The 22173-nt window shown below is 66.0% G+C and carries 18 protein-coding genes; 5 read left to right on the top strand and 13 right to left on the bottom strand.

Features of this window, described 5'->3' with window-relative positions; all coding sequences use genetic code 11:
• Positions 1-67 precede the first annotated feature (67 nt).
• Positions 68-1477, top strand: coding sequence for an AI-2E family transporter (locus ACQCVD_RS03455; protein ID WP_426822305.1), 1410 nt, complete (start codon positions 68-70; stop codon positions 1475-1477).
• A gap of 157 nt (positions 1478-1634) precedes the next feature.
• Here the strand turns inward: ACQCVD_RS03455 and ACQCVD_RS03460 are convergent, their stop codons facing one another.
• The 3 genes from ACQCVD_RS03460 to ACQCVD_RS03470 all read right to left on the bottom strand — a co-directional run bounded on the left by ACQCVD_RS03460 (position 1635) and on the right by ACQCVD_RS03470 (position 5980).
• A complete protein-coding gene (locus ACQCVD_RS03460; protein ID WP_426822306.1) occupies positions 1635-2840 on the bottom strand; it encodes a cobalamin-independent methionine synthase II family protein in 1206 nt (401 codons plus the stop codon).
• Positions 2841-2927: 87 nt separating this feature from the next.
• Positions 2928-4292 (bottom strand): M20 family metallopeptidase, encoded by a 1365-nt coding sequence (locus ACQCVD_RS03465; protein WP_426822307.1) that lies wholly within the window; start codon positions 4290-4292, stop codon positions 2928-2930.
• Between the two features lie 2 nt (positions 4293-4294).
• Positions 4295-5980, bottom strand: a complete 1686-nt coding sequence (locus tag ACQCVD_RS03470) for an AbgT family transporter (RefSeq protein ID WP_426822308.1) — start codon at positions 5978-5980, stop codon at positions 4295-4297.
• Between the two features lie 360 nt (positions 5981-6340).
• Here ACQCVD_RS03470 and ACQCVD_RS03475 point away from each other — a divergent pair, with 360 nt between their 5' ends.
• Positions 6341-6874, top strand: a complete 534-nt coding sequence (locus ACQCVD_RS03475) for a type 1 glutamine amidotransferase domain-containing protein (RefSeq protein WP_426822309.1) — start codon at positions 6341-6343, stop codon at positions 6872-6874.
• 85 nt (positions 6875-6959) lie between these two features.
• Here the strand turns inward: ACQCVD_RS03475 and ACQCVD_RS03480 are convergent, their stop codons facing one another.
• Positions 6960-7544, bottom strand: coding sequence for a nucleosidase (locus ACQCVD_RS03480; protein ID WP_426822310.1), 585 nt, complete (start codon positions 7542-7544; stop codon positions 6960-6962).
• Positions 7545-7694: 150 nt separating this feature from the next.
• On the opposite strand from ACQCVD_RS03480, the gene ACQCVD_RS03485 reads away from it, so the two are divergent.
• Positions 7695-8132, top strand: a complete 438-nt coding sequence (locus ACQCVD_RS03485) for an Hsp20/alpha crystallin family protein (protein ID WP_426822390.1) — start codon at positions 7695-7697, stop codon at positions 8130-8132.
• 101 nt (positions 8133-8233) lie between these two features.
• On the opposite strand, the gene ACQCVD_RS03490 is transcribed toward ACQCVD_RS03485, so the two are convergent.
• Genes ACQCVD_RS03490 through ACQCVD_RS03520 form a run of 7 tightly spaced genes read right to left on the bottom strand, consistent with a single transcriptional unit; the run spans position 8234 to position 14946 of the window.
• Positions 8234-9229, bottom strand: a complete 996-nt coding sequence (locus ACQCVD_RS03490; RefSeq protein ID WP_426822311.1) for a sulfite exporter TauE/SafE family protein — start codon at positions 9227-9229, stop codon at positions 8234-8236.
• Between the two features lie 32 nt (positions 9230-9261).
• Entirely contained in the window at positions 9262-9990 is a 729-nt protein-coding gene (locus tag ACQCVD_RS03495; protein WP_426822312.1) for a sirohydrochlorin chelatase, read from the bottom strand.
• Between the two features lie 9 nt (positions 9991-9999).
• Complete coding sequence (locus ACQCVD_RS03500; protein WP_426822313.1) at positions 10000-11292, bottom strand: sulfate adenylyltransferase subunit 1; 1293 nt, start codon at positions 11290-11292, stop codon at positions 10000-10002.
• On the bottom strand, positions 11292-12206 hold the full coding sequence (cysD, locus tag ACQCVD_RS03505; protein WP_426822314.1) for a sulfate adenylyltransferase subunit CysD: 915 nt from the start codon (positions 12204-12206) through the stop codon (positions 11292-11294). Before cysD ends, ACQCVD_RS03500 begins: the two co-directional genes overlap by 1 nt.
• Complete coding sequence (locus tag ACQCVD_RS03510; RefSeq protein WP_426822315.1) at positions 12206-13006, bottom strand: phosphoadenylyl-sulfate reductase; 801 nt, start codon at positions 13004-13006, stop codon at positions 12206-12208. The genes cysD and ACQCVD_RS03510 overlap by 1 nt, the downstream gene beginning before the upstream one ends.
• A 3-nt stretch (positions 13007-13009) precedes the next feature.
• Entirely contained in the window at positions 13010-13261 is a 252-nt protein-coding gene (locus ACQCVD_RS03515) for a hypothetical protein (RefSeq protein ID WP_426822316.1), read from the bottom strand.
• The gene (locus ACQCVD_RS03520) at positions 13258-14946 is read right to left on the bottom strand and encodes a nitrite/sulfite reductase (RefSeq protein WP_426822317.1); all 1689 of its coding nucleotides are present in this window, start codon (positions 14944-14946) and stop codon (positions 13258-13260) included. Before ACQCVD_RS03520 ends, ACQCVD_RS03515 begins: the two co-directional genes overlap by 4 nt.
• 594 nt (positions 14947-15540) lie before the next feature.
• Between ACQCVD_RS03520 and ACQCVD_RS03525 the strand changes: the two genes are divergently transcribed.
• Positions 15541-16923 (top strand): FAD-dependent oxidoreductase, encoded by a 1383-nt coding sequence (locus ACQCVD_RS03525; protein ID WP_426822318.1) that lies wholly within the window; start codon positions 15541-15543, stop codon positions 16921-16923.
• Positions 16924-17889: 966 nt separating this feature from the next.
• On the opposite strand, the gene ACQCVD_RS03530 is transcribed toward ACQCVD_RS03525, so the two are convergent.
• Positions 17890-19548 carry a gamma-glutamyltransferase gene (locus tag ACQCVD_RS03530; protein WP_426822319.1) on the bottom strand — a complete coding sequence of 553 codons (1659 nt, stop codon included), beginning with the start codon at positions 19546-19548 and terminating at the stop codon, positions 17890-17892.
• 132 nt (positions 19549-19680) lie between these two features.
• Here ACQCVD_RS03530 and ACQCVD_RS03535 point away from each other — a divergent pair, with 132 nt between their 5' ends.
• The gene (locus tag ACQCVD_RS03535; protein WP_426822320.1) at positions 19681-20253 is read left to right on the top strand and encodes a hypothetical protein; all 573 of its coding nucleotides are present in this window, start codon (positions 19681-19683) and stop codon (positions 20251-20253) included.
• Between the two features lie 299 nt (positions 20254-20552).
• On the opposite strand, the gene ACQCVD_RS03540 is transcribed toward ACQCVD_RS03535, so the two are convergent.
• Positions 20553-21845 (bottom strand): Fic family protein, encoded by a 1293-nt coding sequence (locus ACQCVD_RS03540; RefSeq protein ID WP_426822321.1) that lies wholly within the window; start codon positions 21843-21845, stop codon positions 20553-20555.
• Positions 21846-22173 lie beyond the last annotated feature (328 nt).

Here is a 22173-nt window from a genome sequence, read left to right on the forward strand (position 1 = left end):
CGTCCTCACCGGGCGTCGTTGCCTCACCGCCCCAAAGTAGTCACCCTGTGGCATAGTTGGAGACCTCATGAACGAGCACACCGGCGCCGATAACGACGCAACCGACACTTCCCGCACCGGCATCCCCGACTCGGACGGTACGGGCGATCTCGCGGCGAGCCGCGATCTACCCGCGATGATCTCTGAGGCCGTCGAAGGCGAATCGATGTCGCTGAATCAACAGGACGATCCCCGCACCGTCGATCGCGCGGTGATCATCGGCCGCGACGGCCGCTGGATCGCCGGCTGGGCCCTGCGCTTCATCATCCTGGTGGTGGCCGCCTGGATCCTCTGGCAGGGGCTCGGGGTCATCTGGGCCGGGCTTCTGCCGATCCTGCTGGCACTTCTGGTCTCCACCGTATTGTGGCCGTCCACAAAGTTCCTCCGTGAGCACAAGTGGCCGGGCGCACTCGCGGCGCTGACCTCGATGCTCGGCACCATCGCCATCATCGGTGGCATCTTCACGGCGATCGCCCCATCCGTGGCGGACCAGTCCACCCGGCTCTATGACCGGGCCTTCAACGGTATCCAGAGTCTGCTCGACCGGCTCCAGAGCGAGCCCTTCAACTTGAACCTGGAGCAGTTCGACCAGTTCCTCAACGAGGCCACCGACTGGCTGCAGGATCGGTCCTCCAGCATCGCCTCCGGGGTCTTCAGCGGTTTGTCCACGGCCTCCACGATCCTGGTGACCATCGCCGTGATGCTGGTGCTGACGTTCTTCTTCCTCAAGGACGGCGACCGCTTCCTACCCTGGCTGCGCAAATATACCAGCAATAATGCCGGTTGGCACCTGACTGAGGTCCTGAGCCGCAGCTGGAACACCCTGGCCGGGTTCATCCGCACCCAGGCCCTGGTGTCCTTCGTGGATGCGTTCTTCATCGGCATCGGCCTGCTGCTCCTGGGTGTGCCGATGGCGCTGGCCCTGGCCGTGATCACCTTCTTCGCGGGGTTCATCCCGATCGTCGGTGCCTTCACCGCCGGTGCCCTGGCGGTCATCATCGCGCTGGTCACCAACGGCCTCACCAACGCCCTGCTGGTGCTGCTCCTGATCATTCTGGTCCAGCAGCTGGAGGGCAATGTCCTCCAGCCGGTGCTGCAGGGTAAGGCGATGAAGATGCACGCCGCCGTCGTCCTGCTCTCCGTCACCGTCGGATCCACCCTCTTCGGCATCCTGGGCGCCTTCCTGGCGGTTCCGGTGGCCGCGGTGGTGGCGGTCTGGTTCCGCTACCACGCCGAGATGGTCTCCCTGCGCTCCGGGGAGATCACGGTGGACGACATTCAGATCGAGACCGCCCGTGGTGGAAGCATGACCAGTCAGGAAGCCTTCATCGCCGTACGCGACCGGCTGATGACCATGGGCAGGCGTAAATCCAAGCTCGGCAGCGGTTCGACGGCCGCATCATCCATGAAGGAATCCGAGGACGACGACCAGAAGTAACTGACGTAGTTCCGTCCGCCGGGCTGTGCCGGCTGGCGGATCCGGCAAGTGCGCCCGCCCCGGGAAGTGATCTTCCCGGGGCGGGCTTTTCTGGCTCAGTGTGCAGGGCGGCCCTCCAGAGCGGAAGTCCAGCGTCGGGGTCTCGGCCGCGGTAAACCTAGAACAGTTCCTTCGAGGCGATTTCCGCGCCCTTGACCAGAGATTCCAGCTTGGCCCAGGCGATCTGCGGGTGCAGGCGGCCGCCCAACCCGCAGTCGGTGGAGGCCACCACATTCTCCGGGCCGACCTGCTCCGCGAAGCGGATGATGCGGTCTGCCACCAGGCGGGGGTGTTCGACGGCGTTGGTGGAGTGGGAGACCACGCCCGGGTAGATCAGCGTGTCCTCCGGGAGGGTGTGCTCCTGCCAGACGCGCCATTCGTGCTCGTGGCGCGGCGAAGCGCCCTCGAAGGAGTGGCCGCCGACCTCGGCGCGCAGGATCTCCTCGACGATGTCGCCGAAGGGGACGTCGGTGACGTGTGGGCCGTGCCAGGAACCCCAGCAGATGTGCAGGCGGGTCTGTTCCTTCGGCAGGCCCTTGATGGCCTTGTTGATGGCGTCGATGCGGATGCGCAGCCAGGCGCGGTAGTCCTCCAGCGCGGGCTCCGGGTTGATCTGGTCCCACGACTCGGCGAGATCCGGGGCGTCGATCTGCACGGTGAAGCCGGCGTCGGTGATGGCCTTGTACTCGTGGTGCAGGGCGTCGGCACACGCGTCGACGAACTCCTCATCGGTGGCGTAGAACTCGTTGCCCACGCGGGCCGCGGAGCCCGGAGAGATGGCGGCCACGAAGGCGTCCCCGGCCCCGGCGGCGTCGACGGCGCGGCGCAGTTCGCGGGTGTCGGTGTCCACCAGGTCCTGTCCGATGTAGGTGATCTCGGAGGTGGCCACCGGGTTGACGATCTTGCCCTGCGGAGTGTGCACCCCGGAGTTCGGGTCGGTGTAGACCTCGTCGAAGAGACGGCGGTCGCGGCGGTCGGCGAAGGAGGTCAGGACGATGTTGCCCGGCTCGGAGCGCTGCGGCTTGTTGTCGGAGAGGAACTCCACGCCCTCCCGCAGGTCCAGACCGCCCAACCGGGAGAAGGAGTAGGTCCACCAGGCGCCGTAGTCGACGGCGCCGGGAGCCTCGTGCCCGTACTCACCCTCGTTGACGATGTCGATGCCCAGGTCCACCTGGCGCTTGACCACGCGGTCGACGCCGTCGCTCAGGATCTCCTTGAACTCTTCATCGGAGATGCTGCCGTCATCACGGCGCTTGGTGGCCGCCAGCAGTTCCGGTGTGCGCGGCAGCGAGCCGACGTGGGTGGTACGGATCTTCCGGGTCATGGTCTTCGGTACTCCTGAACGCTCGTGAACGGTACGGAACCACACCCTAACGCATTTTCAGACCGCTCGGTCTGTCTTTCGGGAATATTATTCAGCCACCCGGCCGAGCCCCTCCGCCACATGGAAGGCACCGCCCTCTTCCTCGAACTCCGCCCTGGCGGCCGCCGCCAGTTCCGGTTCCGCCAGCACGTCGAGGGCCACCTGCGCCAGGCCGGCGGCCGAGTCCACCGCGCCGCGCAGGGCTTCATTCCCGATCGCGTAGTTGGCAAACGCCTCGGTGTGCAGCGCCACCCCGGTGGGGGCGATCTTCACCATCGGGTGCAGCCCAGGCACGAGGTGGGAGACATTGCCGAAGTCGGTGGAGGCCGCGAGAGTATCCGGCACCACGCCCGCCGGCAGGGGTAGCCGGTTCCGGATCGCCTGCGTGGCCGTCCAGCGTCCGGCCAGCACCTGGTTGTTCCGGATCGGCAGGGTGGCGGGGTGGACGTCCCATTCCTTCACCACGCGGACGCCGGCCATCAGGGCCGCGCCGTGGAGGACGTCATCCACCCGCTGGGACAGGTCCTGCAGGGTATCGGTGTAGAGCGAACGGACGTAGATGCTCATCTCCGCATCCTGCGGAATCACGCTCGGGCGGTGCCCGCCCTCGGTGATGACGGCATGGAGGCGGTCCGACGGCGGCATCTGCTGGCGCAGCAGCCCGAGCCCCTGGTAGGCCAGGGTGGCGGCGTCCAGGGCGTTGCGCCCCATGAAGGGCTGGGAGGAGGCGTGGGCCGCCACCCCCTCGAAGCGCACCGTAAGGGTGCGCCGTCCGACCCAGGCGTGGCTCGCGATGTCATAGCTGAAGGGGTGGATCATGATCGCGAAGTCGATGCCCTCGAGCATGCCGCCGCGGATCATGTACTCCTTGCCCGAATGCCCCTCCTCCGCCGGGGTGCCCAGCAGAACCAGCCGGCCCTGAATCCCCGGGTTCTTCTGGAGCTCCTCTACTGCGGTGAGGAAGGCGCCCACCCCGGCGGCCGCGATGACGTTGTGGCCGCAGGCGTGTCCGAGGCCCGGGAGGGCGTCATACTCCGCCATGATCGCCACCGTGGGGTGCTCCGCAGCGTCGAAACCCGCGGTGGCAAACTCCGAGCGCAGGGCGGTGTCCACGCCGTGCACCCCCGGATGCACCGGGCGGCCGTGGGACTCCAGGAGGGCGGAGATCCGGCTCTGCGCGTAGGCCTCCCCGAAGGCGAGTTCCGGGTTGGCGTGCAGATCACGGATGAGGGCGTCCAGTTCGGCGGCCAACCCCTCGGCGGTCAGGGCGATGTTCGACCAGACCGAGTCCTGGCCGGGGTGGTCCTCCCCTATCCGGCCCGGGGTGGCGGCGGCTTCCGCTTCCCGGATCCGGCGGCGGACCTCGTCGTTGGCGTGGTCGAGATAGGCGGTGGAAGGGCGAAGATGGTCCACGGTTACTGCTCCAGCATGATGTTGGATCCGGGGCCCAACGGCAGATCGACGTAGAACCAGATGGCCAGCAGGACCACCCAGGCGATCCAGAAGGGCACCACGAAGGGCACGAGTCGTGACATCAGCGTACCCAGACCGGCGTGGGGTTCATAGCGCCGCAACATGGCCAGCATCACGATCATGAAGGGGTTGAGCGGCGTCATCACCTGCGTGGCGGAGTCACCGACACGGAAAGCGGCCTGGACGAAGGAGGGTTCGTAGCCGAGCAGGGCGAACATGGGGACGAACACCGCCGCCATCAGCGTCCACATGCCGGAGCCGGAGATGATGAGCAGGTTCAGGCAGCTGGCCAGGATGATGAAGGCGATGATCGCGGGGAAACCGGTCAGGCCGATGGCCTCCAGGCCGGCGGCACCCTGCACGGCGGTCCAGGTGCCGATCCCGGTCCAGGAGAACAGGGCGACGAACTGCCCGAGGATGAACGCGAGCACCAGGAAACTCAGCATGTCCTTCAGCGAGTTCATCATCATGGTGACCATGTCCTGGCTGGATCTGATCGTGCCCACGTAGAGGCCGTAGACCAGGCCCAGGACGATGAAGTAGGCGAAGACGACGAACACGATGGAATCCAGGGCCGGGGACTGTGGGAGGAAACCGCCTTCCGCGTTGCGCCAGGGAGTGCCCGGAACCAGGACGGCCGCGACAAAGAAGACCGTGAGCAGCACGGCCGCCACCAGCGACGCGATCAGCCCCCGGCTCTCCTGGCTGCTCAGCTCGACGGAGAGTTCATTGCCCTCGGAGTCCCGGTCCCCGCGTTCGGCGGGGTTCTCGCCCTCCAGGTTCTCCTCGGTGGGCACGTTCTGCCTGATCATGCGCGGTTCCACGATGCGGTCGATGATCCAGCCGCTGACGATGCCGAGAACCAGTGCGGAGGCGATGTTGAAGTAGTAGTTCGAGATCGGGTTGACCTCGGTGTAGGCCATCTCGGGCAGCGAGTCCATCACGGCATTGGTGATCCCGGCGAACAGGGCGTCGAGGCTGGTGGGCACCAGCGCCGTGGAGTAGCCGGCGCCCACGGCCGCGAAGCCACCGATCAACCCGGCCACTGGGTGGCGTCCGGCGGCCTTGAACACCATCGCGGCCAACGGCGGAACGACCACCCACGCCGCGTCGGCCATCACCGACGCCGTGACACCGACGACGCCGACCGCGTACGGCAGGATCCACTTCTTCGCGGAACCGAAGAGTCTGCGGATCAGCGCCGAGAGCATCCCGGTACGCTCAGCGATGCCCACGCCCAGCATGATGGGCAGCACGGTGACCAACGGCGGGAAACCGATGTAGTTCTCACCCAGCATGGTGGTCAGCCACACCATGCCCTCCCCGGTGAACAGGCCGCTGATGGCCAGTTCCTCATCGGAACCGGGCACCGTGACGGTCACGTCCAGCCACGCCATGATGGTGGAGGCCACGCCCGTGATCAGGAACAGGATCAGGAAGAGCGCGAAAGGCTCCGGGAGTTTATTGCCGACGGTTTCGATCCCGTTGAGGACCCGGTCCCCGAAGGACGGTTTCCCGGCGGGCTTCCCCGTGTCCTGCCCGCTGTTCCCGGCGGCGTCACTGACCGCGACACTGCTGCCGGGCAACGGCTTCTTTTCATCGTCTACGTTGTTCTCGGAGCTGTTCATCTGCCGTCCCTTTCGGAACGGGCCCGCGGCCACCCCACCTTGACACAGGCCGCGCCACGGACCCGGGAGCTGGTGTTTCGAGTCACTGTCACAAAGCTGTCGTAAGCCCGAACACTACAAGTAAGCGCAGACACTCTCTCGCCAAAGGTAGGTTCTTAACGCAATCGTTATCGCTCTGGTCACACCTGGTCAGACGGCATGGCCGCGGTTCCGGTTCCGGTGATTTCTCGGGACGTTCCCGCTGCTCAACCTATTCATCTCCGCAAGAACTCCGTAGGAGTGCAACTTTCTGCACGTCTCGGATGATGTCGTTACGCTGGAGACCGTAAGCGAAAACGCAACAGCAAAAGGAGCAGGACAATGGCTGATCTGAGCAATCGCAAGGTAGCGGTCATCGCCACCAACGGCTTCGAGGATTCCGAACTCACCAGCCCGGTGGAAGAAGTTAAGAAGGCCGGAGCCACCGTGAAGGTGCTGTCCACGGAGGCCGGCACCATCGAGGGCAAGAACGGCACCAAGGTGGACGTGGATTCCACCACCGCGCTGGCCTCCGCCAGCGAGTTCGACGCCCTGCTGCTGCCGGGCGGCACCGGCAACGCCGACAAGATCCGCATGGACAAGGACGCGGTGAAGTTCGTCGAGGAGATCTTCAAGGCCGGCAAGCCCACCGGCGTCATCTGCCACGGCGGCTGGATCCTCACCGAGGCCGATGTCCTTAAGGGCCGCACCCTGACCTCCTTCCCCAGCCTCCAGACGGACCTGCGCAACGCTGGCGCCACCTGGGTTGATGAAGAGGTCCACACCGATAACGGCCTGGTTTCCTCCCGCACCCCGGATGACCTTCCGGCGTTCAACGCCAAGGTCATCGAGGAGTTCGCCGAGGGCCAGCACTAGTTAACTGACACTGCGCAGGTGCGCACCACAAGGGCCGGTGGGGGAATTCCCCACCGCCCCTTTCCGGTATGTCCCAGCCGGGCACCTACCCCACCAGTCTGTGCAGCGCCTCCCCCAGTTCCTGAGCGCCGCCCTCCGCGGCGGCGGACCACCCCTTGGGCGCGTCTTCGTCGGCACGGTCACTGACCTGCTTCAGCAGGGTCACCGGAAGATCGAAGTACTCGCCGACCCGCGCCACGGCGTAGCCCTCCATCTCGGCCAGGTCAGCGAATTCCGATAACTGGCCACGCATCACAGAATCGGAGATGAAACGGTCACCGGTGGCCAGGCGCGCCGTGGGAAAATACCCGGAGACGTCCAGGACCATGCGGTTGCGGCAGGGCTTCCCGGTGATCTGCTCAATCATGTCACTGTCGAAGTCGTGCTGGTAGACCGAGGAGATCTCGAAGATGCCGTGCAGACCATTCTTCAGGGCCCCTGCGGTGCCGAAGTTGAGCAGCTGGGAGGGCACCCGGCCCTCTGCCCGCGCCGCTGACAAGGCGGCCGTCAGGCTGATGGAGCACGCGACGGTGCCCACCCCGGTGATCAGCAGGGGCAGGTTGGCGGGGGCATGTGCCGCTCCCTCGGCGGTGGCGGCTACGAGCAGCGGGGCTCCGTTGATGATCTCCATGCCCACCACCCTAGCGCCCCAGGCGGCAGCCCACCCAAAGCTCTGTCAACCAGCAACAACAACCAAAGTTGAGCGTGATGTAATAAACTTTGGGACAGCAGGGTTGAGTCTGGTGAAAGCAACTTTCAGAGGAAGGAAAACACCATGGCTCTGTTCCAGAATGACCCGTTCGCCCCGCTCGATTCGCTGGCACGTGAGCTGTTCACCGCCGCTCCCGCGGCCCAGTCCCGCACGCCGCGCTTCATGCCGATGGACCTCTACAAGGTGGCGGGTGCCTACACCCTGACCGCTGACCTGCCGGGGGTTGATCCGGGCAGCATCGACATCGACATCGACAATGGAGTGCTGACCATCTCCGCCCAGCGCGACACCGCCCCGGCGGATGAGGCCACCCAGTGGGTGACCAATGAGCGTTTCACCGGCTCCTACCGCCGGCAGCTCACGCTGAGCGATTCCGTGGATACCGAGAATGTCACCGCGGAGTACAGCAACGGTGTGCTCACCCTGACCCTGCCGCTGGCCGACCGCGCCAGGAGCCGCAAGATCGAGGTCACGTACGTCGATTCCCCGAAGGAGATCGACGCCTGATTCCTGCCTGACCCCCTTTGGTCAGACCACGAAGCCCCGGCCCCGCACACAGCGGAGGCCGAGGCTTCGTGCGCAGCTGCGCACCCTCTGACGGGAAGAGGTCAGTGCCTCCGCGACTGGGCCCACGCGTCCTCGGGACACCCGCCTTCCGCCGGCTCCGCGTCCGGTTCCGCCGCGGGGACCGTCGTGTCGGGCGCCACCGTGACGCTGGTGACCGACTGCTGCCCGACCGTCGTGTTGCGGTGGGCACGGCGGTAGCCCAGGACGGACAGCCCCACGCCGATCACCAACAGAGCCGCGCTCAGCACGATGACGGATGTGCCGCCCAGCCCGAAGACGGCCAGGACCTTCGGGAGGTTGAGCACCACCAGGAAGGTGCCCACGATTCCGCCGAGGGCGACCGGGTTCAGCTTGGTCACCGCCAGCGCGGCGATCGGGGCGGCGATGGTCCCACCGATCAGCAGGGCGAGGACGGCCGCGAGGTTTTCCACCAGGTCGCTCCACATGCCGATCGCGAAGCCGGCGGTGGCGGCCAGGGTGACCAAGAATTCGGCGGTGTTGACGGTGCCGACGACCCGGCGCGGTTCGGTCCGTCCGAGGGACAGCAACGTGGAGGTGGTCACCGGCCCCCATCCGCCGCCCCCGGTGGCGTCGATGAAGCCGCCGAAGATGCCCAGTCCGCCGAGGAAACCGGTGCTGTGCCGTTGCTCCGTGATAGTGCGCTTGACCTTGCCCCGGGAGAAACGCCAGACCAGGTTCAGTCCGATGGCGGTGAGGATCGCCGCGGTGATCGGGGTCGCCACTGCCGTCGAGATCGACGCCAACAGGGTTGCCCCCAGGAACGCCCCGATGGCGCCGGGCACGGCCAGGCGGAGGACCACCTGCCAGTCCACGTTGCCGAATTTCCAGTGACTGAAACCGGAGACCAGGGTGGTGCCCAGTTCCGCGGTGTGGACCACGGCACTGGCCTGCGCCGGACCGAGACCGGCGAGGATGATGAGCATGGTGGTGGAGGTTGCCCCGAACCCCATCCCGAGGCCACCATCGACGAGCTGGGCGGCCAGTCCCGCCACGGCGATGAGAATGAGAGTTTTCATGATGGTGTCCTTGGTTGATTCGGATGGGAGAGCTAAGCGTTCAGCAGGTTCAGGGCCTGGCACTCCTCGTGGTATCGCTGAGCGACGACCCCTGCGAGGTCCGTCCCCAGGGGCCGGCTCGCGGTGATGCGGGTTCCGGTGGCTTCGCTGATGCGGTCCAGCCGGGTGGTGATCTTGTCCAGCAGCAGGCCATCGGCCACGAACAGGGGCAGCACGTGGAGGGCGCGGTGGTGCAGCGTGGACTCGATGAGTCCGGCACCGCCCCTGCCAGCTCCACCGGTGGCCGGGACGACCTCGATGGTGCGGCCGGTGCGTTGCCCGACGGCCTGCGCCAGGTCATGGACGTCCTGGTTGGCGGCCAGGTCGGAGGAACCGACCGAGTAGAGGACCAGGTGGCTGCCCGGCGGGGCGTCGGCACGCACCCGTTGGCTGAGCACCGCCGCCACGTCCGGGCCGGTGCCCAGTCCGGTGGCGAGGTGCAGGCGCATCCCGCTGGCGGCGACGGCCTCCCGGAAGACCGCGGGGACGTCGTTCTTGGCGTGGAAGGCCCGGGTGAACAGCAGCGGGACGACGACCGCCTCGGTCACGCCCTCACGCACCAGTCCCTGGGCCGCCTCGGGCAGCGTGGGCGTGGTGAAGTCCAGGTGGGCGGAAAACGCCGGCACCGCCAGCTCCCGACCGGCGGCCTCGGTCAACCGGCGGACCGTGGGTTCCGCCCGGGTGTGCCGGGAGCCGTGGGAGAGCGTGATCAGGGCGGGCATGGTGGTCTCCTAGCGGAGTCGGTGCCCCACCAGGCCGGCGGCGAGCGTGTTGCCGCTGCCCTGGTCGATGAGCAGGAACGAGCCGACGGCGCCGCGGGCGGCGTAGTCCTCGGCGTTGATCTCACTGGCGACGTCGATGCGCACGTGCGCGATGTCGTTGAGGCCGAAGGTCTCCGGGTGCTCCTCGTCCGGCCGGCCGTCGATGTGGAGCAGTCGGTCCACGCTGGCCACGCGGCCGCGGACCAGCTGGGTACCGTAGCGGATCTTGACGGACTTGCCGGCCTTGACCTCGCTCTCGGTCAGACCGACGACGGTGGCGTCGAAGCTGCGGACGGCCTCGGGGCGGTCTGCCCCGGAGATCAGGTCACCGCGGGTGAGGTCGATGTCATCGGCCACGCGCAGGACGATGGAATCGCCGGGGCCGGCGTGCTCGGCCGCGCCGTCCGGGGTGTCGATGTGGGTGACCGTGGTGGTCCGCCCGAAAGGCAGGTGCACGGTGTCGCCCACGGCGACCTCCCCGGCGTCGACGCGTCCGGCGTAGCCGCGGTAGTCACTGGCGTGCTCGCGGATGACGTGCTGGATCGGCAGGCGGAAGCCCAGCTCGTTGGCGCGGCCCCGGGAGACCTCCACGCTTTCGAGGATGTCCAGGATGGTCGGGCCGGTGTACCAGCCGGTGTTGGCACCGCGCTCGACGACGTTGTCGCCGAGCAGTGCGGAGATCGGCACGACGCGGGCGTCGTCCACGCCCAGGTCGGCGGCCAGGCCGGTGAACTCGGCCTCGATGCCGCGGAAGACGTCCTCGGAGAAGTCCACCAGGTCGATCTTGTTCACGGCGAGCACCACACTGCGCACGCCCAGCAGGGCGGCGACATTGAGATGGCGGCGGGTCTGCTCCACGACGCCGTGGCGGGCGTCCACCAGGAGCACGACGACCTGGGAGGTGGACACACCGGTGACGGTGTTACGGGTGTACTGCACGTGGCCGGGGGTGTCCGCCAGGATGAAGGAGCGCTTGTCGGTGGCGAAGTAGCGGTAGGCCACATCGATGGTGATGCCCTGCTCGCGCTCGGCACGCAGGCCGTCGACCAGCAGGGACAGGTCCAGGCCGTCGAAGCCTCGGTCCGCCGAGGTGCGTTCGACGGAGGCCAGCTGATCGGCCAGCACCGACTTGGTGTCGTGCAGCAGACGCCCGACGAAAGTGGACTTGCCGTCATCCACGGAACCCGCGGTGCACAGCCGGAGGGTCTCGCGGGCGGCCAGCTTCTGCGTGGCGGAGTCAGGGGAGATGGTGGGGGCGGACATCAGAAGTAGCCTTCCTTCTTGCGGTCTTCCATCGCGGATTCGCTGATGCGGTCATCGGCGCGGGTGGCGCCGCGTTCGGTCAGGGTGGAGGTGGCGATCTCGGCGATCACGTCGTCGATGGTGGTGGCGTCAGAGAGCACGGCGCCGGTGCAGGACATGTCGCCGACGGTGCGGTAGCGGACCTGCCGGGTCACGAGCTCCTCGCCCTTCTTCGGGCCACCCCATTCGCCGGCGGTGAGCCACATGCCGTCACGTTCGAAGACCTCGCGGTCATGGGCGAAGTAGATCGGGGGCAGCTCGATGCCGCGGGCGCCGATGTACTCCCAGATGTCGGCCTCGGTCCAGTTGGAGATGGGGAAGACGCGGACGTTCTCACCCGGCAGGTGGCCGCCGTTGTACAGGCTCCACAGCTCCGGCCGCTGCCGGCGCGGATCCCAGCCGCCGAAGGAGTCACGCACGGAGAACACGCGCTCCTTGGCGCGCGCCCGCTCCTCGTCGCGGCGGGCGCCGCCCAGCACGGCGTCGTAACCCTGCTCCGCGATGGTCTCCACCAGCGGCACGGTCTGGAGCGGGTTGCGGGTACCGTCGGGGCGTTCCTGCAGCTCGCCGCGGTCGATCCAGTCCTGGACCTGCGCCACGCGCAGCCGGGCACCTGTGCGTTCGACGAGGCTGTCGCGGAAGTCCAGGACCTCCGGGAAGTTGTGGCCGGTGTCCACGTGCAGCAGTTCGAAGGGCACGGTGGCCGGGGCGAACGCGCGGCGGGCGAGCTCGAAGACCACGCAGGAGTCCTTGCCGCCGGAGAACAGCAGCCCGACCTTGTCGAACTGGCCGGCGACCTCGCGCAGGATGTGGATGGACTCGTTCTCGAGGTCCTTCAGGTGGGGGGAAAGTGCAGTGTCAGTGGCAGTTGTCATCAGTGCAGTCCGCATTCTGTCTTGGTGGAACCGGCCCAGCGGCCGGCACGGGGGTCTTCTCCTTCGGCCACCGGCAGGGTGCACGTGGCACAGCCGATGGAGGGGTAGCCCTGCCTGGTCAGGGGGTGGACGATCAGGTTCTCGTCCGCGATGAAGTTGTCGGTGTCCGCCAGTGACCAGGTGATGATCGGCGAGATCTTCAACCGGCCGGTGGGGTCCAGGCTCAACGCCGGCGCGGTGGCGCGGGTGGGGCCGTCCGCCCGGCGCAGACCGGTCACCCAGCCGGCGTACGGCGAGAGGTTCACCGCGAGCGGCTCCACCTTGCGCATGCGGCAGCAGGCGGTCGGGTTGGACCGGTAGAGGTTGACCCCGTAGAGCGAGTCCTGCTCCTTCCGGGTGAGCACCGGCAGGGCGGTGACCAGCTGCTGCGGGTAGCGCTGGTCCACCTGCCGGGCCACGTCCAGGGTCTCGTCGAAGTGGTAGCCGGTGTCCAGGAAGAGGAAATCCGCCTCCGGCAGGTGCCTGGCGGCCAGCTCGGCCAGCACCGTGTTCTCCATGGACAGGGTCACCGCGACCTTGCCCGGCGCGTGCTCGGCGGCCCACGCCAGGATGGTCGCGGCGTCAGCGTCGTAGAGCTCATCGGCGTAACGTTCGACTAGTTCCGCGTTGCGCGCGGCGACGTCGTCCGGCAACGGTGCCGTGGCCGTCGGCCCCTCGGGACTTTGTTCCGGGTCCCGCACGCCGGCGGTGCCGGGCCGGGCACCGAGGGCGTCGAGCGCGTTGAACTGGGTGAAGGTCATGATCTACTTGCCGCCTCCTGGTAATTCACCCTTCCGTGCCAGGCTCGCACGGAGGGCGTCGTTGGTGGACAGGGACTGCGCAGGCTGATGTTCCGAGTCATCCTGACCGTGGAACATCACCGAGAACACCCGGGCACATTCCTTGCACGCCCAGGCGAACTCGGTCTCCTCGTCCGGGAAGAGGTTCTCCCCGGCGCAGTACGGACAGTATTGCGGATGATTACGGTTCGGGTTGGGCTTGCGGCGGAATCTCACTTGAGGTCCGCCTCCTCGGCGCGCTGCACCCACTGGCGGAAGATCTCGCCCTCGTGGCGCTGCTCCTCGAACCTGGTGATCAGCCGGGTGACGTAGTCCCCCACGTCGGTGGCCATGACCTTGTGCCCCTTGAGCTTGCGCCCGAAGTTCGGGTCCAGGCTCATCGAGCCGCCCAGGTGCACCTGGAACCCCTCGACCTTGTTGCCGTCCGGGTCGGTGACGGTCTGGCCCTTGAAGCCGATGTCGGAGACCTGCGTGCGGGCGCAGGCGTTCGGGCAGCCGTTGAGCGCGATCTTGATCGGGGTGTCCATGTCCCCAATGCGCTCCTCCAGGTCATCTACCAGTTCGATGGCCAGCGCCTTGGTGGTGGTATGCGCCAGCTTGCAGAACTCCAGGCCGGTGCAGGAGATGATCCCGCGGCGGAACTCACTGGGCTCCGGGTAGAGGCCGACCTCGGCCAGCGCCCGTGAGAGCGGCTGGATCTGGTCCTGCTCCACGTCCAGGAAGAGCAGTTCCTTGTCCGGGGTGGTGCGGATGCGCTCGATGCCGAACTCCTCGGCCACGTCCGCGATGGCGATCAGCTGCTCTCCGGTGGTGTGGCCGACTGTCGGCTTCACGCCGAGATAGAACCTGCCGTCGCGCTGCGGATGCACGCCGATATGGTCGCGCAGGCCGTTGTTGATCGGCTGGTGCGGGCCGTCGGCGAGCTTGTAGCCCAGGTACTCGTCCTCGAGAACTTCCCGGAACTTCTCGACGCCCCACTGGGCGACCAGGAACTTCAGCCGCGCACGGTTGCGCAGACGGCGGAAGCCGTAGTCCCGGAAGATCGAGACCACCCCATACCAGACCTCCGGGACCTGCTCCAGGGAGACCCAGGCCCCCAGCGACTGCGACAGCATGGGGTTGGTGGACAACCCCCCACCCACGTAGACCTCGAAGCCGGGGCCGTGCTCCGGATGCTCGGAACCGATGAAGGCGACATCCTGCACCTCATGGGTGACGTCCTGGCGGGCGTTGCCGGAGATCGCGGTCTTGAACTTGCGGGGCAGGTTCTTGATGTCCTCGCGCGGCAGGTAGTCCCGCTGGATCTCCTCGATGGCCGGGGTGGCGTCGATGATCTCGTCGGTGGCCACGCCGGCGACCGGGGAGCCGAGGATCACGCGCGGGACGTCCCCGCAGCCCATGAGGGTGCCCAGGCCGACCGACTCCAGTTTCTCCCAGATGGTGGGGACGTCCTCGATGCGGATCCAGTGCAGCTGGATGTTCTGCCGGTCCGTGAAGTCCGCGGTGGAGCGGGCGTAGTCGCGCGAGATCTCGCCGACGGCGCGCAGGCGGGCCGGGGAGGCCAGGCCACCGTCGAAGCGCACCCGCATCATGAAGTAGTGGTCGGAGAGCTCGTAGTTCTCCAGCTGCCCGGTGTGCTCGGTGCCCAGGTCCTGCCGGCGCTGGGTGTAGATGCCCAGCCACTTGAAGCGCTTGAGCACGTCATCTTCCGGGATGGACTCGAAGCCCTGCTTGGAGTAGACGTCGATGACGCGCTGCTTGACGTCCAGCGCCGCCTCCTCCTGCTTGACCTCCTCATCGCGGTTCAGCGGAGCCGTGCCGTCGACCTTCCACTGCCCCTCAGGTTTCTTGGCGCGGGCGGGACGTGCCTTCCGCTCCTGTGTTGCCGTGGTGGGTGCCATTGCTTCTCCTTGACGTGGGTTACTGAAAAACGCAGCGTTCTGACCTCGGTGATTGTCCTGAAGTAGTGCTCCCCTGCTGGGAGCTCTTCAGAGTCATGCTGCCAGGCTGTGTCACCTTCCGCAGAAGATGACGATGGTGATCTGACGTGGCCCTCAATCTATCCATACCGAGCAGTCTGCAACAAGACTTAGATTCGCCCGCTTGAATTTAGGGTGCCCTATTAATTTTGGAGATATAGTGCTTTAACTGGCGTTTTACTGCCATATTCCGATGAATTAAATAGACAGATCGGTTCACAAGTTGCGCCGAGTGGGTGAATTTAATCCGCTGACCCCCTTGGCAAACACGTTCAACGGTGCTAGCTTTACAGACCAAGCGGTCTGCCACCTGGCAACACCCCCGAACTGAGCAGTCTGGTTCGCGGCCCGTAGTCGCGGCTCCGTCAGCTCATCCTCCGGTTCCGTCCCCGGCACCACCGGCAAACCGATGTGAACCCCAGGAAACATTAGGGCCCCAATTTCAGTTGTTGCCTCAGGATCGCCCTGACTGTCTCTCCCAGCCCCCCCACCCCACCGCGAAAGGTAAACGCCGCCATGTCAGTTTCCACCCAGCCCCTGCGCGTCGCCGTCATCGGCGCCGGCCCCGCCGGCATCTACGCCTCCGACCTCCTGATCAAGTCCGACGCGGACGTCCACGTCGACCTCTTCGAGCAGATGCCGGCGCCCTTCGGGCTGATCCGCTATGGCGTGGCCCCCGACCACCCGCGTATCAAGGGCATCGTGAAGTCCCTGCACAACGTGCTGGACAAGCCGCAGCTGCGACTGCTGGGCAATATCGAGGTGGGCAAGGACATCCACGTCGACGAACTGCGCGAGTACTATGACGCCGTCGTCTTCTCCACCGGCGCGGTGTCCGACCGCGACCTGAACATCCCGGGCATCGACGCCGAGGGATCCTTCGGCGCCGGTGAGTTCGTCGGTTTCTACGACGGCAACCCGCGTTTCGAGCGCTCCTGGGACCTGTCCGCCCAGGAGGTCGCCGTGATCGGCGTGGGCAACGTCGGCCTGGACGTGGCCCGCATCCTGGCCAAGACGGGCGATGAGCTCAAGGTCACCGAGATCCCCGACAACGTCTACGAGTCCCTGGCGGAGAACCAGGCCACCACCGTCCGCGTCTTCGGCCGCCGCGGCCCGGCCCAGGCGAAGTTCACCCCGCAGGAGCTCAAGGAGCTCGACCACTCCGACACCATCAACGTGGTCGTCGACCCGGAGGACATCGACTACGACGACGCCTCCGAGGAGGCCCGCCGCAACTCCAAGTCCCAGGACCTGGTGTGCCAGCTGCTCGAAGGCTATGCCCTGCGTGAGCCGAAGCAGGCCCCGCACACCCTGCAGATCCACCTCTTCGAGTCCCCCGTCGAGGTGCTGACCGAGAACGGCGCCGTGGTCGGGCTGCGCACCGAGCGCACCGAACTCGACGGCAAGGGCGGTGTGGTGGGCACCGGCACCTTCACCGACTGGCCCGTGCAGTCCGTCTACCGCGCCGTCGGCTACAAGTCCGACCCGGTCCCGGGCCTGCCCTTCGATGAGGACAGCCACGTGCTGCCCAACGACGGCGGCCACATCCTGGACAACGCCGGCGCTTCCCCGCTGCCCGGCCTGTACGCCACCGGCTGGATCAAGCGCGGCCCTGTCGGCCTGATCGGCAACACCAAGTCCGACGCCAAGCAGACCACCGACATGCTGCTCGCCGACGCCGACGCCGGCAAGCTCGAGGCACCGAAGCACGCCGACCCGGACGCGATCATCGGGTTGCTCACCGAGCGTGGCATCGCCTACACCACCTGGGAGGGCTGGTACCGCCTGGACGGCGCCGAGCGTGAGGCCGGCGAGGCCGAGGGCCGCGAGCGCAAGAAGATCGTGGACTGGGAGGAGATGGTCAGGTACGCCCAGGCCGTGCCGGTGCACGCGCAGTAGGGACCCGGTGTTGTTGGGCTGGTCCGCGCGTCCAGCCCAATTTATACGTAAGTTAAGGCCGGATCCGCGGTGAATCCGCGGTTTTCCGGCCTTAACTTACGTATGAGTTGCGGTTGCGCCCATCTGAGCACCGGTCAGCCGCGTGTACTTCTCCACACCCGCTGCGGGTGGTCCGCCTGAAGCGGGCGGTCCAGGCCCACTGCTCCGGCAAAGCCCGGAACTGACAACGTGGCTGTTGCCCGGACAAGCAGAGCGGTGGACTCAAACAACTTTTTATGAATCTGCCGCCACCGACGTGCCGCTGCCGACAGTGTCCGGAGAACCGCTTGACTGTGGCAGCTAACCCGACGCTACCCAGGGAAATCAGGCCAGATCCGGTAGACACGGATAATGCTCCGCTACTGTCCACCATCCTCGTCCGGCACATACCAATTCGGAAATGTTTATGGGTGTCGGAGCTTCCTGGGGGGGGCATCGTTGGTACGCTCGACAATGTCCGATAAACGACACAAGAAGAAGGAGAACGACATGCGCGGAAGCGGCTTGATTTGGACTATCGTCGGAATTCTAGCGATCATCGCATTGGCGATCTGGATCTTCTCGGCTATCTGACACCGGTGTAATCCAACCGGCGTGCATGCATGGCGCTGGTTGGATTACCTGGCTTTCCCCGCCAGTTTCTCTGGCCCCGCCGCGGGCGAATACATTCACACCAGCTCGAGCAGGCAACCGCCCTGGCCCGTTCTGGTGCGTCGCAATCTTCCTTCTGTGCCCCTTCGCCCGACGGTCTCATGGCCCGTGCTTCCCCCACAGCCGGGGAAGCGCGGGTTGATTCGTTTGTGGGCGTGCCGTCATTGCCGGGCGGACGGGGACAGCACGTGACAGGCCACTCGGGGTTGTCGGGTAGGTCGCGGAAACCGGGGGTTTTGCCTCCGGAAACGACGCAAATGGGCCACTTCCCGCTACCTACCCGTCACCCCGAACCTCCTCCACCACCACCCCGGCCTCCAGCCGGGTGTCCAGGGGACCGCCGACCGTCCGCGCACCGTAGTCGACCTCCAGGGTCTGCAGCGAGCCGAACAAGCCCGGCGCGGAGGCCGAGACCTGCCAGCCCCTCGAACTGAGCTCCTGGGCCGCCCGTGTGTCCACGAAGGTCTGCTCGGCGATCAGCCGCTGGGTGGCGTCATCGAAGCGGAAACGGGGGGCCGCCACCGCCTCCTCCAGCGGCTGGTCCATCAGCCCCCAGCGGATGAGCGCGTTGGCGAGAATGTTGAGGATATTCGCCCCACCCGGTGTGCCGACCCCCAGCACCGGACGCCCCTCGCTGTCCAACACCATCGTCGGATTGGACCAGGTCACCGAACGACGTCCCGCTTCCGGCTGGTTCTGCGGGGTGTCGAAGGTGTTGAAGCGGCTGAGCTGGTTGTTGAGGAAGAAGCCGCCCACCTCGGTGCCGGAACCCCAGAACTCGGTGAGCGTGTTGGTCATGGAGACCACCATGCCGTCGCCGTCCACCACGGTCAGGTGCGTCGTGTTGCCCGGAGTGTCCAGGTTCTCCCCCGGCACTCCGTCATCGATGATCCCGGCCAGCTCGGCATTGCGTTCCGGGTCCACGAGCTCGGTCACGGGAACATCAGTGAAGGTGGTGTCCCCGAGGTACTCCCGCGCACTCTCTTCCGCCAGCAGCCAGGCCTGCGAGACCCGTTCCACGTACTCGGCGGAGTTCGGGTCCACTGCGGCGATCCCCTGGGATTCAAGGACCTGGAGCATCTGGATCAGCGGGGCCCCGGGCAGCGCTGGCGCGGAGGACACCACCTGATGCTCTCCCACCTGACCCTGCGGCGGCTCATTGTGCTGGACGCCGTACTGCTCCAGCGAGACCGGATCCAGCCCGTTGGTCTGGTTCAGCTGCTCCGCGATCGTGCCCCGGTAGAAGGCGTCCGGCCCCTCGGCCTGCAACGTGCGGAGGGTGGCCCCGAGTTCCGCCTGGACCAGCGGTTGGCCAACCTGCAGCGGTGCCCCGCCCGGGGTGAACTGCGGTTGGCCGATGATCGCGTCCGCCCCACCGCCGTTGATCCGGAGGGTCAGCTGTTCGGTGGCGGGCACGCCCTGCTCGGCCATCCGGGCGGCGGGCTCCAGCAGTTGGGCCCAGTCGAGGGTGCCGTGCTCCGCGTGGAGTTCGGCCATGCCGGCCACGAACCCGGGGACACCGGTGTTCGACGGTGGGATCACGCCGTCGGCGGCCACGACTTCGCGGTAGTCGAAGGCCTGCGGTTCCTCCTCAGACGCCGCGATCAAGGCCGATCCCCCGCCACCCATCCCGGAGGCGTAGGGCTCAACCACCGAGACCGCGAAGGCCGCCGCGACAGCCGCATCCACTGCAGTGCCGCCGGCATCGAGCATCTCCATGCCCGCCTCGGCCGCCAGCGGGTGACCGGCGTTCACCCCGTGCTGATCCAGCACCGTCTCCGGGGGCTCCTCGGCCGTGGTATCCGGCGACGCTGTCGTGGTCGAGGTCGCGGATTCAGGCAGGGTGTTATCACCCGGCAGCGTGCAGCCGGCCAGGATGAGGGCCGCGGCAAGGACGGCCGCGAGGGCTGTGCGAGATGCGGAGATACTGGGCATGGGGATCATCCTGTCCTGTCGGTTCCGCGCTAACCCTGACGCTAGACGACGCCGCGTTCCCGCGCCACGCCCCCGCCATTGCGCTATCCTCGGCCCCACCAGCAGCGTCTGCTCCCCGACAAGGAGGGAACAATGAGGACCCGCCCGCCCCGACTCCTGACCGCCCTGGCCGCCGTTGGCACGCTCGCCCTCGCGGGCTGCACCGGAACCACCACGGATGAGGCCGACACCTTGGACACCCTGACTTCGACGCAGACGATCGCCACGAGCCCCGAGGAAATAACTCCGGAGGCTCCCGCGGAAACCGTCACCACCACCGAGACCACCGGCCCGGAGACCAGCTCCATGTTGCCGGATGACACCCCGACCGAGGACGTCCCGCGCGAGGAACTGCCCCAGGAACCGGTCGGCTCTGAGGTGACCATCGCCGGGGAACCCGCCACCGTGTGCATCTTCGGCGACGGCTGGGGCACCAATGTCTGGGCGGGCAACGCCAACACCAGCTGCGAGTTCGTGAGCGCCGTCCATGAAACGTTGATCGAGGGGCTGAACCCCACCCGGAACAACATCCGCGAGCACCTGCGGGAGCAGATCACCGTCACCAGCCCGGTCACCGGTGAAGACTACGACCTCACGTGCGCCCCGCGCGGTGAAGCCCTGGTCACCTGCGCCGGTGGTGAAGGAGCTGCGGTCCACTTCTACTGACGGTCAGGGCTGTCCGTCCCCACTGCGGCCGTGGCAGTTCTTGTCATTCCGCAGCACCAGGATGATCCAGGACAGTAAAAGCCAGCGCCGGAATGACCCGCGGCACGTCGGTGAAGAGCAGGACAAATGGCCAGGAGTGACGCGGCCAAGCCGATGGAGTCTCGAGCACCGGTCACATTGTGTATTTCTGCCGACGGCTTTCATTTTCCGGACCGGGATCCATGTCCCGCCGACGCTCATCCAGCTGGATTCGGGTGGCCAATCGTGATCGACCAAATGGAGACTTTCGTTCCTGACGTTCACGGCTGTTTCGGCACCGCCCGCGCCCTCGGCGGCGATATTGCAGTATCGAACCGAGTGCTCGCCAAACGACGCTCAGCGAGAGTAATCAAATCAAAAACATCATCCGCCAGGTAGCCGGTGACCCCTCTATCAATGGATTTCCTACGGAGCACCCCGGCCTCAACGAGGTTGTCGAGGGCTTTCCCCGCGGACGTACGAGTTGTCGCAAAGATCTCGGCAGCAACCGGTGCCGTCAGCAGAGGGTGGTCCGGTAGGTTCTCCAGAATCTTCCGCTCAATCGAATCACTCCGCAACGCCCGGGTTTTTCCCTGGTTGCGTCGGTGCACATCCACTTGTTCCCGCCACTCCTGCCGGAGCAAACCAAGCTCCGAAGCAATTCGTCTGGCCTGGTCCGCGGCCTCGCTGGCGGCATTGATGAAGATCTGCAACCATTCCAGAATTCCGTCCGAACCCGCTTCATCATCCCGAAAGCGCGTCAACCCGTGAACATAACGATCCGACCAAGTTCCCAGGACCATGCTCACAGGAAGGATGGGAGCCTCGACAAGCCCTCGTCGCTGCAGGACCGCATGGATCAATGCCCGCCCAACCCTGCCGTTACCATCAGGAAAGGGATGGATCGTCTCGAATTGAGCATGCACCATTGCAGCTTGGATCAGTGCACCGTGCGTAGCGCCATTGAGGTAATCGACCAGATCATCCATTAGCTCGGGGACATGCTCCGCTGGCGGTGGTACGAATTCTGCCTCCATCGGAGAATAGGAAGAACCTCCGATCCAGTTCTGTTCCTCTCTGAACCCACTATGGCGGGTCTCTCCCAGCAGCAATGCCTGAGCCGCCATGATGTCCTCGTTCGTGAGTTCCTCGGTATCACGAAGCTGTGCACTCATCTGTTGCAGTACGGAGACGTTATTGGCCACCAGCTGCGCTACGTTCGTCACCGGAACGTCAGGGTCTGTTCTGGTCAATTCAGCAATGGCGACCTTGTCAGGTTGCGGTGCCATCCCCTCAATCCGGGAGGATGAGATCGCTTCAGAACGCAGCAGGAACCTAGCGATCCCCTCGAGTCCGGTGCCGGATCCCGTTTCTCTGCGGACGCCACGATCCGACAGATTCAGAATCTTCTGCTCAACCCTGCTGGCCTGTCGTGCGAGGTCAGCTGGCAGTTTCAGTCCCCGCGTGGTTAACAGATCGGGAAGAAAGGCCAGGTAAGGACCTCCCACACGGGACCGTCGACCGATGCCCGGTCCGCCCACAGGTACCCACTGCTGCTCCAGCCATCGAGACATAAGGTTTAACCTTCTTCAATTCGACGAGAATGTAAAGGGTAAGAATTATCCTCTACATATTACACGTGACAGTAAAGGATAAGACTTATCCTTTACACGACGCCGCGGTGAGTGCCGGAAAAGACTTATCCTTCCCGCAAGCCATCCCCACCGCCCCATCACGAGGACAGCAGGCCATGGGGAGGCCATGCGCCCTCTCCGTTCATGACGGTAACCAGCACTCCTAGACTCAGCAGTATTGCAAACATAGACTATGTTGTTCAGAACGTGAATGGCGACGGCTTCGTAACTGCGGCGGATCGCCTGCTCACCGCGGTCAACCCGCGCC

Origin of the sequence: Corynebacterium halotolerans (assembly GCF_050107895.1) — a bacterium.
GTDB classification, from domain to species: Bacteria; Actinomycetota; Actinomycetes; order Mycobacteriales; family Mycobacteriaceae; genus Corynebacterium; species Corynebacterium halotolerans_B.